The sequence below is a fragment of the Ruegeria sp. YTSC004 genome (genome assembly GCF_059609805.1).
Genome location: NZ_JBXWMJ010000001.1, coordinates 160,011 through 172,676 on the forward strand (window position 1 = coordinate 160,011; position 12,666 = coordinate 172,676).

A 12,666-nucleotide genomic window follows, 5' to 3' on the forward strand; every position below is an offset into this window, starting at 1 on the left:
TCTTTTTATTTCATATACTTACAAGGATACTACGGTATACAAACCCGCTATCTCATTGATTTGGCTGCCACAGCTCGATCGGGTTGCCCTCAGGGTCATGGATGCGCGCGAACTTGCCAACCTCACTGTCCCACTCTGCGTTAGTTTCAACCTTGATCCCTGCGGCTTCAAGCTGTGCAATCATGGTGGCCAGATCATCGACACGAAAATTGATCATCCACTGCTGCTCGGATCTTCCGAAGTACGCGGTGTCCTGCGCAAAGGGGGCGAAGACTGTGTAACCCTCGCGCTGTTTCCATGGCTCTGGGACATAGTGATTTACGCCCAGGTGCTTTTCGTACCACGCGCTCAAGGCCTCGGGATCACGAGCGCGAAAGAACACGCCGCCTATGCCGTTCACTTTTTCCATCGGGCACCTCCTTTTCAATTCAGGATACACCAAAAACAGAAAAGGCGCCCACTGGGGCGCCTTTCCGATAGTTATCCTGACCCGGCTTATTCGATCATAGGCAGTAGTTTGTCGAGGCTTGCCTTTGCATCGCCATAGAACATGCGGGTGTTTTCTTTGAAGAACAGCGGGTTTTCGATGCCCGAGTACCCGGTGCCCTGGCCGCGTTTGGACACGAAGACCTGCTTGGCCTTCCAGCATTCCAGAACCGGCATGCCGGCGATGGGGCTGTTCGGGTCTTCCTGCGCCGCTGGGTTCACGATGTCGTTCGAGCCGATGACGATGGCCACATCCGTTTCGGGGAAGTCGTCGTTGATCTCGTCCATTTCCAGCACGATGTCGTATGGCACCTTTGCCTCGGCCAGCAGCACGTTCATGTGGCCAGGCAGACGACCCGCAACCGGGTGGATCGCAAAGCGCACATTCTTGCCCTGTGCCCGCAGCTTGCGGACCAGTTCGCTGACCGATTGCTGTGCCTGCGCCACCGCCATGCCGTAGCCGGGGATGATGACAACGCTGTCAGCGTCGTTCAAGGCCGCAGCCACACCGTCGGCTTCGATGGCGATCTGCTCGCCCTCAACCGCCATCTGTTCACCCTGTGGGCCGCCAAAGCCGCCCAGGATCACACTGACAAAGTGACGGTTCATCGCCTTGCACATGATGTAGGACAGGATCGCACCCGACGAGCCCACCAGCGCGCCAACCACGATCAGCAGGTCGTTGCCGAGGCTGAAGCCGATTGCCGCAGCTGCCCAGCCCGAGTAGCTGTTCAGCATCGACACAACCACCGGCATGTCGGCGCCGCCGATGCCCATGATCAGGTGATAGCCGATGAACAGCGCTGCCAGCGTCATCAGGAACAGCGGGAAGAAGCCGCCCGATGCAGTGTACCAGATCAGACAGATCAACGAGAGACCCGCCGCTGCCGCGTTCAACGCATGACCGCCTGGCAGCTTGGTTGCCGCAGACGTCACCTTGCCCGCCAGCTTGCCATAAGCCACGACCGAGCCGGTAAAGGTGATCGCACCGATGAAGACGCCCAGGAACAGTTCGACATGCAGGATCGACAATTCCGCCGGGGTTTTCTTGGCGATCAGTTTGGCAAATCCTCCGAGACCCGTGTACAGAACTTCTTTCGATGCATCCGAGACCGCCATCACCTCGGCGACGTTCAGAACTTCAAAATGCGCGTTGTATCCGACGAACACAGCCGCCAGACCGACCAGCGAGTGCATCGCGGCCACCAGCTGCGGCATCTCGGTCATCTGCACGCGCTGTGCGACGTACTGACCGATCAGACCACCGCCCGCGATCAACAGCAGCGACAGCAGCCACAGACCGGAACCGGGGCCGACCAGCGTGGCGAAGACCGCCAGCGCCATACCGACGATGCCATACCAGACCGCGCGCTTGGCGCTTTCCTGGTTCGACAGGCCGCCGAGCGAAAGGATGAACAGAACAGCCGCAACAACGTAGGCGGCAGTAGTGAAGCCAAATTCCATGTGCCCGGCCTCCTTAAGATTTCTGGAACATGGCGAGCATGCGCCGGGTTACGAGGAAGCCGCCGAAGATGTTGATCCCGGCCATGAAGATGGACAGCGCCGCCAGCAGAATGACCAGGATCGACCCCGATCCGATCTGCATCACAGCCCCAACGATGATGATCGACGAGATCGCGTTGGTGATCGCCATCAGCGGTGTGTGCAGGCTGTGCGCGACGCCCCAGATCACCTGGAAGCCCACAAAAATGGCCAGCACAAAGACGATGAAGTGCTGCATGAAGCTGGCCGGAGCGATCAGCCCCACCAGCAGCATCAGCGCGCCACCGACACCCAGCAGGGTGAACTGCTGCTTGGTCTGCGCCTTGAAGGCCGCAATTTCCTGCGCCTTTTTCTCTTCCGGGGTCAGTTCCTTGACTTCCGGTTTCTTCTGAGCCGCGATCGCCTGCACTTTAGGCGGCGGCGGCGGGAAGGTGATGTCGCCTTCAAATGTCACAGTCGCACCGCGGATCACGTCATCTTCCATGTCGTGATTGATCTGACCGTCCTTTTCAGGCGTCAGGTCGGTCATCATGTGACGGATATTGGTCGCGTACAAAGACGAGGACTGCGCCGCCATCCGGCTGGGGAAGTCGGTATAGCCGATGATGGTCACGCCATTGTCGGTCACGATCTTCTCATCCGCCACGGTCAGCTTGCAGTTGCCGCCCTTTTCCGCCGCAAGGTCAACAATGACCGAGCCCGGCTTCATCGCCTCAACCATATCCTTGGTCCAAAGCTCGGGCGCTTCGCGGTTCGGGATCAGCGCGGTGGTGATCACGATGTCTATCTCGGGTGCCAGCTCGCGGAACTTGGCCAGCTGCGCCTCGCGGAATTCCTCGGATTGAACGCTGGCATAACCGCCGGTGGCGGCACCGTCCTGCTGATCCTCACTGAAATCCAGATAGACGAACTCGGCCCCCATCGATTCGACCTGTTCGGCCACTTCGGGGCGCACGTCGAACGCGTAAGTGATCGCGCCCAGAGAGGTCGAGGTGCCGATGGCCGCCAGGCCAGCCACACCGGCCCCAACGATCAGCACCTTCGCAGGCGGAACCTTACCGGCAGCCGTCACCTGACCGGTGAAAAAACGGCCAAAGTTGTTGCCCGCCTCGATCACCGCGCGGTAACCGGCGATATTGGCCATCGACGACAGCGCGTCCATCTTCTGCGCGCGGCTGATCCGCGGCACCATTTCCATGGCGATGACATTGGCACCCTTGGCCTTGGCCGCTTCCATCCCCTCTTCGTTCCCCGCAGGGTTGAAGAAGGAAATCAACGTCTTACCCTTGGTCAGACGCTTCAGCTCAGCCTCGTTCGGTTGACGCACCTTGGCAACAATGTCGGCCTGCTTCCACAGCGACGCAGCCGTCTTGACGACCTCAACCCCCGCTGCCTCATACGACGCATCCGAAAACCCGGCCGCAGCACCAGCACCCTTCTCAATCAGACACTCATAGCCCAATTTCTGAAGCTGCAACGCTGACTCCGGCGTCATCCCAACACGGTTCTCACCGTCATAATTCTCTCTCGGTGTGCCTATCTTCACTGGCAGTCCCCCTAATTTTCACTCTGACCGAGCGGGTGGTCGGTATTGTTTGTTAAGCAAAGGTGTATCCTGCGCAACATTATTTCGCAAGCGCAGCATATTTACGTTGTGTCATTACCACATCACTTCATATCCATCGGCGGGTTTGGCGTTCATATCGGGCAAAGTCGGCGCGAAAAGTTCTGCGTAAACGGTCCTCTTCGGGCATGATGAAACGACGTTCCAAAAGCCACACGAAAATCGGAATCAGAACCAGTGATGCAACCGCATCAAACCTTAGTATCAGGCCGGACAAGATCAGCACATCGCCAACGTATATGGGGTTTCGGCTACGCTTAAATATCCCCGATTGCACCAGCGATGTCGGCGTTTCATGCGGGATAATCGTGGTGCGATGACGGCGAAATTCGGCTGCGGCCAGAACGATCATGATGACACCGCCACCGATCAGCACGCCGCTGAGCAAATCAACAAACCCATTGTCGAGCGACAGCCCCATCGGCATATGCCGCGCCTGCAGCCATGCCAGCACCGCAAAGCCCAGCAACCACACCGGAGGGACGTCGATTTTTCGCATGTCAGGCAGTCTTTCATATCCGGGCGGGACAAAATGTCGCTTTTGTCCGATGACCTACCGCTTTTCGCTGGAAAAAGCAAAATCACAGTTGGTCGCAGCCGTGCAATCGGCTCGCGTCCGGACATGGTTGCAGAGAGGTCCTTCGATGATGGACAGCTGCTTTTGGATCAGATAGCCATTTTGCATCAACAATTGCCCACACAATGATGAGAAAACGATGACCGACTTTGCCGCGACCAAAGCCATGTTCAACCTTCCCCAAGGCGTCGTTTATTTGGACGGCAACTCGCTTGGACCGCTTCCCCGAGCGGCCGGAGTTCGGGTTAATGACATGATGGTTCAGGAATGGGGGCAGATGCTGATCACCGGCTGGAACAAGGCCGGTTGGATGGCGTTGCCGACCAGTTTGGGTGATCGTGTCGGGCGGCTTATTGGCGCTGAACCCGGTAGTGTCGTTACCGGCGACACTCTGTCGATCAAAGTCTATCAGGCCGTCGCCTCGGCGCTGGAACTGTGCCCGGATCGCAAGGTCGTTCTGTCAGACAGCGGTAATTTCCCATCCGATTTATATATGGTGGATGGCCTGCTGCGCTCGCTCGGGCCGGAATATGAATTGCGCGTTGTCGCGCCAGAAGATGTCGCGGCCAATGTGACCGAAGATGTCGCCGTTCTGATGCTGACCGAGGTAGATTATCGCTCGGGCCGGATGCATGACATGAAGGCACTGACGGAACTGGCCCATGCAAACGGCACTATTACGGTTTGGGACCTGGCCCATTCAGCTGGTGGAATTCCCGTCGATCTGGCGGGGTGTAATGCAGATTTCGCGGTTGGCTGTACCTACAAATACCTGAATGGTGGCCCCGGAGCGCCCGCATTCATCTATGTCTCCCCACGTCTGACGGATCAGGTACGCCCCGCATTGTCTGGGTGGTTGGGCCACGAAGCGCCTTTTGCCTTTGATCTGGATTACCGCGCCGGAAATGGCATCGAGAGAATGCGCGTCGGAACCCCTCCTATCCTTCAGATGACTGCCTTGTCGGCTGCGATGGACATTTGGGATATGGCCGACATACGGGACGTCCGAGCCAAGTCAACTGAGCTAACAGAGCTGTTCATCAAACGGGTCGAAGCCACCTGCCCCGACCTGCAACTGGCAAGCCCACGCAATCCCGCCCAGCGCGGCAGTCAGGTGTCTTTCCGATTTGCCGATGGCTATGCCGCTATGCAGGCCCTGATTGCGCGCGGCGTGATCGGGGACTTCCGGGCGCCTGACATCATGCGGTTTGGCTTTACGCCGCTATACATAGATGAACAGGATGTGGAAAACGCGGCCGAAATCCTGACCGATATCATGCAGAACCGGCTGTGGGACGCGCCAGAATACAAGGTGCGCCAGCATGTTACCTGACCTCTAACCCAGCTCCTATCAGTGCGGCAAACTGGGCAACACGCGTTTCGTATTCCTCTGCGCCAATGGCGCTTGCCTTCAGCCCCTTAAGAGTAGCCGTTATCGTTTTGCCCGTCTCGTCGGCATCCGCCAGTAATCTGACGCGCCCGGCTTTATGTTCGCGTGTCAACCACTCGGAATACAGTCGGGCCAATTCAGCCTCGCCTTGCGAAATGATATCTGACGACATGGACTTGGTCGCATCCAGCATTTCAAGCCCGTGGGGCGATGCAAGGATCATTGCCATCCCCTCGGTTTGCGCTTGAACGGCATCCTTCAACACGTCCGAAACCGAACCCGACACAGTCAGCGCCGCAGCGACGGCGGCGATCTTCTCGGCATAGTAATGCTCGGTCAGGCTGGTGACGATCGCTTCTTTGTTCTTGAAATGCAGATAAACGGCCGGCCGGGACATCCTCGCGCCCCGCGCTATGTCATCCATTGAGGTTTTTCGGAATCCATAGGTGGCGAAGGCCTGAAAGGCTGAGTTCAGGATCGCCTGCTGCCGTGAGTCTTCTGCTGCATCTGCCATTCTTAAACTCGTGACATTTTCTGTTTATTTTGTCAATTGACATACTGACATTTTCCACCAATTATGTCAGAAACCAGCCACAGCTACGAGAGGTGCGCCATGGCGACCGACTTGAAGATCAACGGAAACCAACACCAAATCGACCTTCCCGATGACGTACCCCTTCTTTGGGTTCTGCGTGATGAAGTCGGACTGACGGGCACCAAATTCGGCTGCGGCGTTGCTGCCTGCGGGGCGTGCACAGTGCACATTGATGGCGAAGCAGTTCGGTCATGCCAGGTTGCGCTGTCAGATGTCTGGGGGGATGTTACCACGATTGAAGGGATTGGCACGCCGGACGCGATGGCTGCAATTCAACAGGCCTGGGTGGATCATCAGGTAGCGCAATGTGGTTACTGCCAGTCAGGCCAGATCATGCAGGCTGCCGCTCTGTTGGCAGAAAACCCTGCACCTTCAGACACAGAAATCGATGATGCCATGCAAGGCAACCTGTGTCGCTGTGGCACCTACCCCCGCATCCGCGCAGCTATCCACGACGCTGCATCCAAGCTGAAGGAGGCATAAACGATGGCATCCGTTGGAAAAATCCTCCGTCGTACTTTCTTGATCGGCTCAGCAGCGATTGTCGGGGGCGTGGCCTTTGGCGCTTACTACGTCAGCCGCCCGGCCGCCAATCCGCTGAAACCAGCAGAGGGCGAAACCGCACTCAGCCCCTTTGTTCTAATCGACCAGCAAGGCGTCACTCTATTCGCCCCGCGAGCCGAGATGGGACAGGGCGTGATGACCACGTGGGCGGCATTGATCGCCGAAGAGCTGGACGTGGAACTGGACCAGATCCGCGTTTTACATGGGCCAGCGGCTGCGGCCTACTATAACTCGGCACTTGTTGGTGAAGGGTTGCCGAACAAGGGCTATGACATCTCTGACTTCCAGCACAATCTCGGTGAGGCTCTGGGCGTTCTTGGCCGAACGCTGAGCTTGCAGGTCACTGGCGGGTCGACTTCGATGAAGGACGGGTTCGAGCGTATGCGCGAGGCCGGAGCGACCGCACGCGAAACGTTGAAGCAGGCGGCAGCCGATCGGCTGGGCGTGGATCGTTCCGAACTGAAAACCGAAAAAGGCGCAGTGATTGCGCCTGATGGAACTCGCATTCCGTACACCGAACTGGCGGAAGCCGCGGGTCAGATCGAACCTCCGCAGGTCGAGCTGCGTGATCCGTCCAACTGGCGTTTGCTCGGGCGGAACCTGCCGCGCGTTGATGTGGTCGGAAAATCCACCGGAACAGCCGAATTCGGCATTGATGTGCGCCCCGAGGGTCTGAAATTTGCCTCGGTCCGCATCAATCCCAAACTGGGCGGCGAGATGAAGGGCTTTGATGCCAGCGCAGCCGAGCAGATGTCGGGCGTGGAAAAGGTGGTTGATCTGGGCAATGGCGTGGCTGTGATTGCCAGCAACACGTGGCTGGCCATTCAGGCGGTCGAGGCAATTGACGTGGACTGGGGCGATGCGCCCTACCCACCGGAAACCGACGCTGTATTTGCGGAAATCGCGAAGGCTTTCGACGCGTCACCCAATTCGACAATGCGTGATGATGGGGATGTGGACACCCTGCCCGACGGTGCCACCGAGGTCACGGCTGAATACACGGTGCCCTATCTGGCCCACGCAACAATGGAGCCGATGAACGCCACCGCGCTTTTCACAGGCTCGGCGCTGGAGTTGTGGTGCGGCAACCAGGCACCGACACTTATTCAGATACGCGCGGCCAATACCGCCAACCTGGATAAAGAGGCCGTTCAGATCCACACCACCTATCTGGGCGGAGGGTTTGGCCGCCGGGGCGAGCTGGACTTCGGCGAGATCGCCACAAAGGTCGCAATGGCCATGCCCGGCGTCCCCGTCCAGACCACCTGGAGCCGTGAAGAGGATATGCGCCACGACTATTACCGCCCTGGCGCGATGGCCCGCATGCGCGGCGCAGTGAAAGACGGTCAGGCCGTTCTGATTGACGGCAAGGTCGCGGCGCAATCCTGCACGCAACAAGCGGTTCAGCGCTATACCGGCCTGCCGGCTGGCGGCCCTGACAAAGTGCTGGTCGAAGGGTTTTTTAACCAACCTTACGCGGTGCCAAACTACCGCATGAGCGGGCACATCGCAGATCTGGATATTCCGGTCGGTTTCTGGCGCTCGGTCGGGAACAGCCACAATGGCTTCTTCCACGAGACCTTCATGGATGAGATGGCCCATGCCGCAGGACGAGATCCGCTGGAGTTCCGTTTGGAATTGGCCAAGGCCGAGCACGCTCCATCGGCAGGCTGCCTACAAGCCGTGAAAGAGATGTCCGGCTGGACCGGAGAAACCCCTGATGGTGTCGGGCGCGGTGTGGCGATGACCTACAGCTTTGGCACCCCTGTTGCACAAGTGATTGAGGTCGTCGATGAGGACGGCACTATCCGTATCGCCAAGGCATGGATCGCCTGTGACGTGGGTCTGGCCCTGGACCCCGGCACAGTCGAGGCGCAGATGTTCGGTGGCATGATCTATGGCTTGTCGGCAGCCGTGATGGGTGAGATCACATTTTCGGACGGAGAGGTCAAACAGTACAATTTCCCCGACTACGACGCTCTGCGGATCCACAATGCTCCGGTGACCCAGGTGGAAATTCTGGAAACCAACCACCGCATGGGTGGCGTTGGCGAACCGGGGACACCCCCGTCCATGCCCGCGCTCGGCAATGCCCTGTTCGACTTGACGGGTGAGCGCGCGCGCACCCTGCCTTTGATCAATCAGTTCAATCTGCTGGTTTGATCGCGCTGCGCCGGTCCGGACCCTCTCTCTCGGATCGGCGCAGGAGTTACGCGGATTGTTGGACCAACGCCCTATCCGAACCGGTTGCCCATGCATGTACAGCAGCACCGAACGCCTTGAATAAAGGGCGGGACACGGGATCATTTTCAGCATCCCATTCCGGGTGCCATTGCACTGACAACGTGAATCCGGGCGCGTCCTGAATGTATATCGCCTCGGGCGTTCCATCGGGGGCTTGACCATCAATCACAACCCGACGCCCAACCGATTTGATCCCCTGCCCGTGCAACGTGTTTGTCATCACTTCGGTCGCGCCCATCAGGCGGTGGAATACACCGCCCTCGTTTAGCGCAACGACATGACGCAGGGCAAATTTCTCTTCCAGGGTCCCATCGGGCGGCATGCGGTGGTTCATCCGACCCGGCAGCTCGCGGATTTCCGGGTACAGTGTCCCGCCCATCGCCACGTTGACTTCTTGGAACCCTCGGCAGATGCCAAAGAAGGGCTGGCCACGCTCCACACAGGCGCGCACCAGCGGCAATGTGATCGCGTCGCGCGCCCGGTCAAATTCACCATGGGCCTCAGTTGCGGGCTCGCCGTATTCTTCAGGGTGAACGTTCGGGCGCCCGCCGGTCAGCAGAAATCCGTCACAGACCTCTAGCAGCTCATCAACCGAGACATAGCGCGGATCGGCTGGGATCAGCAGCGGCAGACAGTCCGACACATTGGCAACCGCGTCCGAGTTCATCGTCCCACCGGCATGGGTCGGATATTGATCATTCATCAAATACGAGTTGCCGATGATACCGACGACGGGTCGAGACATGCTGCGTTCCTGCGTTTTCTGTTTGTTTTCCAAAAACTATCGACGGCAAGAACAGCGCGCAATAGCACAGGCCCTGCGTGTCAGCGCAAGCTCTTGTTCAACTGTGCACATGATGGAATATGAACGCGCTTTGTCTGGTACTTTGGCCATTGCCCGTTTTTGTGGCGTTGCACGAACATCGCATTGGGTCAGAGAGCCCAAAAGGCTCTCCGCCAGTCATCAGGTTCAGATCTCGCCAATCAAGCCAGCGGTTTCGATCCCGGCCAATGCCGCTGCGGCATCATTGTCAGACGTATCGCCGGTTACGCCGACCGCACCGATCACCGCGCCCTTTTTGTCGCGCAGCAACACACCACCCGGAACCGGCACGACCTGCCCACCATAGACGCCATTCACCGCTGCCATGAAATAGGCCTGCGCTTCGGCCCGCTGCATCTGCGCGGTGCCCGCCATGCCCAGCATCACTGCGCCATAGGCCTTGCCATGCGCAATCGCGAACCGACCCGGGGCCGCGTCGTCTTCGCGTTCGAAAGCGATCACATGACCGCCTGCATCAAGAACGACGACAGAAAGGGGTTTCAGCTCCAATTCGTGCCCCTTCTCAAGGGTCTTTCGGATGATGGTGCGGGCTTTGCGGAGGGAAACTCCCATGTCGTGTCCTATCGTTCCTGATCGTTTAAAGGCTGGCTTTCAGTTCCAGACGGCGAGCATGCAGGACCGGCTCGGTATAGCCCGAGGGTTGCACACGCCCCTTGAAGACCAGATCACAGGCCGCTTGGAAAGCAATTCCGTCGAAACCGGGTGCCAACGGGCGATAGTCTGCGTCGTTTTCGTTCTGGCGATCCACCACTGCGGCCATTTTTTGCATAGCAGCCATGACCTGCCCTTCCGAGGCAACTTCATGGTGCAACCAGTTGGCCAGCGCCTGAGATGAAATCCGGCATGTCGCGCGATCCTCCATCAGGCCGACATCGTTGATATCCGGCACCTTCGAACAGCCAACCCCCTGATCAACCCAACGCACCACGTATCCAAGAATGCCCTGCGCGTTGTTCTCGATCTCGCGGGTGATCTCGTTCTCGCTGAGGTTTCGACCGCCCAGCAACGGAATGGTCAGCAAATCCCCCAGCGTCCCCCGCGCGCCACCGGCAGCCAGTTCATCCTGGCGGGCCAGCACGTCAACCTTGTGATAATGCGTCGCGTGCAATGTCGCAGCTGTCGGCGACGGCACCCAGGCGCACGTCGCGCCGGATTTCGGGTGGCCGATCTTCTGCTCCAGCATATCACCCATCCGGTCGGGCATCGCCCACATGCCCTTACCAATCTGCGCCTTGCCCTTCAGACCGCAGGCCAAACCAGTATCTACGTTGCGATCTTCATAAGACGCAATCCACGGCGTGTTCTTGATGTCGCCCTTGGGCAGCATTGGCCCAGCTTCGATCGAGGTGTGAATCTCATCCCCAGTCCGGTCAAGAAAACCGGTGTTGATGAAAGCCACCCGCGATTTCGCAGCGCGGATGCATTCCTTGAGGTTGACCGACGTGCGGCGCTCTTCATCCATGATGCCCAGCTTCACGGTATTGCGCGGCAGGCCAAGGATGTCTTCGACCATGTCAAAAATCTCGACCGAGAACGCGACTTCTGCCGGTCCGTGCATCTTGGGCTTGACCACATAGACCGAGCCTTGGACCGAATTTCCGCCGTCTCGCTTGAGATCGTGCATGGCGATCAGCGTCGTGCAGAGCGCATCCATCAACCCTTCGCCGATCTCATTGCCCTGTTCATCCAACACAGCAGGGTTTGTCATCAAATGCCCGACGTTGCGGATCAGCATCAGCGAACGACCCTTCAGGCTGGCTGCCCCACCGGATGCTGCAGTAAAGCTCAGGTCCTGGGCCAGTTTACGGGTAAAGGTCTTGCCACCTTTCGCGACCTCTTCTGTCAGGTCGCCCTTCATCAGACCCAGCCAATTGCCATAGGCAACAACCTTGTCCTCGGCATCGACACACGCAACCGAGTCCTCGCAATCCATGATCGTGGACAGGGCGGATTCCAGATAAACATCGGAAATGCCAGCAGGATCCGCCGCCCCGATGTTGCTGGACGGGTCGATCACGATCTTGATGTGCAGACCGTTGTTTTTCAGCAGCACAAAATCGGGGTTCTCAGTCGAACCGCCATAGCCAACAAATCGCGAAGCGTCCGTCAGTGCGGGCACCAATGCCCCCTCTTCAACCCGCAGTTCAGGCGCATTCGCCCACGAGCCATTTGCCAATGGAACGGCGTCATCCAGAAACCCCTTTGCCCAGGCAATCACCCGCGCGCCGCGCGCCGCGTCGTAGTCGCCAGCCGCAGGCAAATCACCCATAGCGTCCGTTCCATAAAGCGCGTCATACAGGCTGCCCCAACGTGCATTGGCTGCGTTCAGTGCAAATCGCGCATTGGTAATCGGAACAACAAGCTGCGGTCCGGGGATCGAGGCGATCTCGGGGTCGACATTGACGGTTTCAATCTGGAAATCTGCACCTTCTTCGACCAAATAATCGATCTCGCGCAGGAAAGCCTGATAGGCCTCGGCGTCGTGGTCCTGCCCTTGACGCTCAAGATGCCATGCATCGATCTTGCCCTGAATGTCCTGCCGCTTGGCCAGAAAGGCGCGATTCTTGGGGCCCAGTTCGGCGACCATGCGCGCAAGACCATCCCAGAATGCGTCGGCTGTGACACCTGTACCCGGCAGGGCTTCGCCTTCAATGAACTCGGCCAGAACCGTATCCACCTGCAATCCGCTGCGCGCCTGTCTGCTGCTCATTTTGTTTCTCCCGGGAATGTGCACGACTGTATGCCGTCAGCATTTAGGGCGAAAGTTTCCGATAGGCAACGTGCGTCGCAGCGTCGCGGTCAAAAAGACTTACCAAAATCAGACTTGAGGCATTCCGGC

The 12,666-nt window shown here is 58.5% G+C and carries 11 protein-coding genes; 3 read left to right on the forward strand and 8 right to left on the reverse strand.

From position 1 onward, the window contains the following. Positions 1 to 52 precede the first annotated feature (52 nt). The 4 genes from AC2FFP_RS00810 to AC2FFP_RS00825 all read right to left on the reverse strand — a co-directional run bounded on the left by AC2FFP_RS00810 (position 53) and on the right by AC2FFP_RS00825 (position 4,112). The gene (locus AC2FFP_RS00810; RefSeq protein ID WP_496768004.1) at positions 53 to 409 is read right to left on the reverse strand and encodes a VOC family protein; all 357 of its coding nucleotides are present in this window, start codon (positions 407 to 409) and stop codon (positions 53 to 55) included. A gap of 86 nt (positions 410 to 495) precedes the next feature. Next, on the reverse strand, positions 496 to 1,950 hold the full coding sequence (locus AC2FFP_RS00815; RefSeq protein WP_108862192.1) for an NAD(P)(+) transhydrogenase (Re/Si-specific) subunit beta: 1,455 nt from the start codon (positions 1,948 to 1,950) through the stop codon (positions 496 to 498). Positions 1,951 to 1,963: 13 nt separating this feature from the next. Then, positions 1,964 to 3,535, reverse strand: a complete 1,572-nt coding sequence (locus AC2FFP_RS00820; protein WP_496768002.1) for a Re/Si-specific NAD(P)(+) transhydrogenase subunit alpha — start codon at positions 3,533 to 3,535, stop codon at positions 1,964 to 1,966. A 127-nt stretch (positions 3,536 to 3,662) separates the two neighbouring features. Then, on the reverse strand, positions 3,663 to 4,112 hold the full coding sequence (locus tag AC2FFP_RS00825; protein ID WP_496768000.1) for a methyltransferase family protein: 450 nt from the start codon (positions 4,110 to 4,112) through the stop codon (positions 3,663 to 3,665). A 217-nt stretch (positions 4,113 to 4,329) separates the two neighbouring features. Here AC2FFP_RS00825 and kynU point away from each other — a divergent pair, with 217 nt between their 5' ends. Further along, the gene (kynU, locus tag AC2FFP_RS00830; protein ID WP_496767998.1) at positions 4,330 to 5,523 is read left to right on the forward strand and encodes a kynureninase; all 1,194 of its coding nucleotides are present in this window, start codon (positions 4,330 to 4,332) and stop codon (positions 5,521 to 5,523) included. On the opposite strand, the gene AC2FFP_RS00835 is transcribed toward kynU, so the two are convergent. Then, positions 5,516 to 6,094, reverse strand: a complete 579-nt coding sequence (locus AC2FFP_RS00835) for a TetR/AcrR family transcriptional regulator (protein ID WP_496767996.1) — start codon at positions 6,092 to 6,094, stop codon at positions 5,516 to 5,518. The genes kynU and AC2FFP_RS00835 overlap by 8 nt on opposite strands. 99 nt (positions 6,095 to 6,193) lie before the next feature. On the opposite strand from AC2FFP_RS00835, the gene AC2FFP_RS00840 reads away from it, so the two are divergent. Together AC2FFP_RS00840 and AC2FFP_RS00845 are read left to right on the forward strand one after the other, a co-directional pair. Beyond that, a complete protein-coding gene (locus AC2FFP_RS00840) occupies positions 6,194 to 6,658 on the forward strand; it encodes a (2Fe-2S)-binding protein (RefSeq protein ID WP_480793332.1) in 465 nt (154 codons plus the stop codon). 3 nt (positions 6,659 to 6,661) lie between these two features. Next, the gene (locus AC2FFP_RS00845) at positions 6,662 to 8,902 is read left to right on the forward strand and encodes a xanthine dehydrogenase family protein molybdopterin-binding subunit (RefSeq protein WP_496880622.1); all 2,241 of its coding nucleotides are present in this window, start codon (positions 6,662 to 6,664) and stop codon (positions 8,900 to 8,902) included. 46 nt (positions 8,903 to 8,948) lie between these two features. Here the strand turns inward: AC2FFP_RS00845 and AC2FFP_RS00850 are convergent, their stop codons facing one another. The 3 genes from AC2FFP_RS00850 to AC2FFP_RS00860 form a co-directional block, all read right to left on the reverse strand. After that, positions 8,949 to 9,728 carry a gamma-glutamyl-gamma-aminobutyrate hydrolase family protein gene (locus AC2FFP_RS00850; RefSeq protein WP_496704586.1) on the reverse strand — a complete coding sequence of 260 codons (780 nt, stop codon included), beginning with the start codon at positions 9,726 to 9,728 and terminating at the stop codon, positions 8,949 to 8,951. Between the two features lie 225 nt (positions 9,729 to 9,953). Next, positions 9,954 to 10,379: a GlcG/HbpS family heme-binding protein gene (locus tag AC2FFP_RS00855; protein ID WP_496778072.1), complete on the reverse strand. Its 426-nt coding sequence runs from the start codon at positions 10,377 to 10,379 to the stop codon at positions 9,954 to 9,956. A 25-nt stretch (positions 10,380 to 10,404) separates the two neighbouring features. Then, the gene (locus AC2FFP_RS00860) at positions 10,405 to 12,537 is read right to left on the reverse strand and encodes a malate synthase G (RefSeq protein WP_496767989.1); all 2,133 of its coding nucleotides are present in this window, start codon (positions 12,535 to 12,537) and stop codon (positions 10,405 to 10,407) included. Positions 12,538 to 12,666: the final 129 nt, after the last annotated feature.

Bases quoted from the DNA above. Each gene is read 5' to 3' on its own strand.
- AC2FFP_RS00810 (WP_496768004.1), bottom strand. From the start codon at position 409: ATGGAAAAAGTGAACGGCATAGGCGGCGTGTTCTTTCGCGCTCGTGAT.
- AC2FFP_RS00815 (WP_108862192.1), bottom strand. From the start codon at position 1,950: ATGGAATTTGGCTTCACTACTGCCGCCTACGTTGTTGCGGCTGTTCTG.
- AC2FFP_RS00825 (WP_496768000.1), bottom strand. From the start codon at position 4,112: ATGCGAAAAATCGACGTCCCTCCGGTGTGGTTGCTGGGCTTTGCGGTG.
- kynU (WP_496767998.1), top strand. From the start codon at position 4,330: ATGACCGACTTTGCCGCGACCAAAGCCATGTTCAACCTTCCCCAAGGC.
- AC2FFP_RS00835 (WP_496767996.1), bottom strand. From the start codon at position 6,094: ATGGCAGATGCAGCAGAAGACTCACGGCAGCAGGCGATCCTGAACTCA.
- AC2FFP_RS00840 (WP_480793332.1), top strand. From the start codon at position 6,194: ATGGCGACCGACTTGAAGATCAACGGAAACCAACACCAAATCGACCTT.
- AC2FFP_RS00845 (WP_496880622.1), top strand. From the start codon at position 6,662: ATGGCATCCGTTGGAAAAATCCTCCGTCGTACTTTCTTGATCGGCTCA.
- AC2FFP_RS00850 (WP_496704586.1), bottom strand. From the start codon at position 9,728: ATGTCTCGACCCGTCGTCGGTATCATCGGCAACTCGTATTTGATGAAT.
- AC2FFP_RS00855 (WP_496778072.1), bottom strand. From the start codon at position 10,379: ATGGGAGTTTCCCTCCGCAAAGCCCGCACCATCATCCGAAAGACCCTT.
- AC2FFP_RS00860 (WP_496767989.1), bottom strand. From the start codon at position 12,537: ATGAGCAGCAGACAGGCGCGCAGCGGATTGCAGGTGGATACGGTTCTG.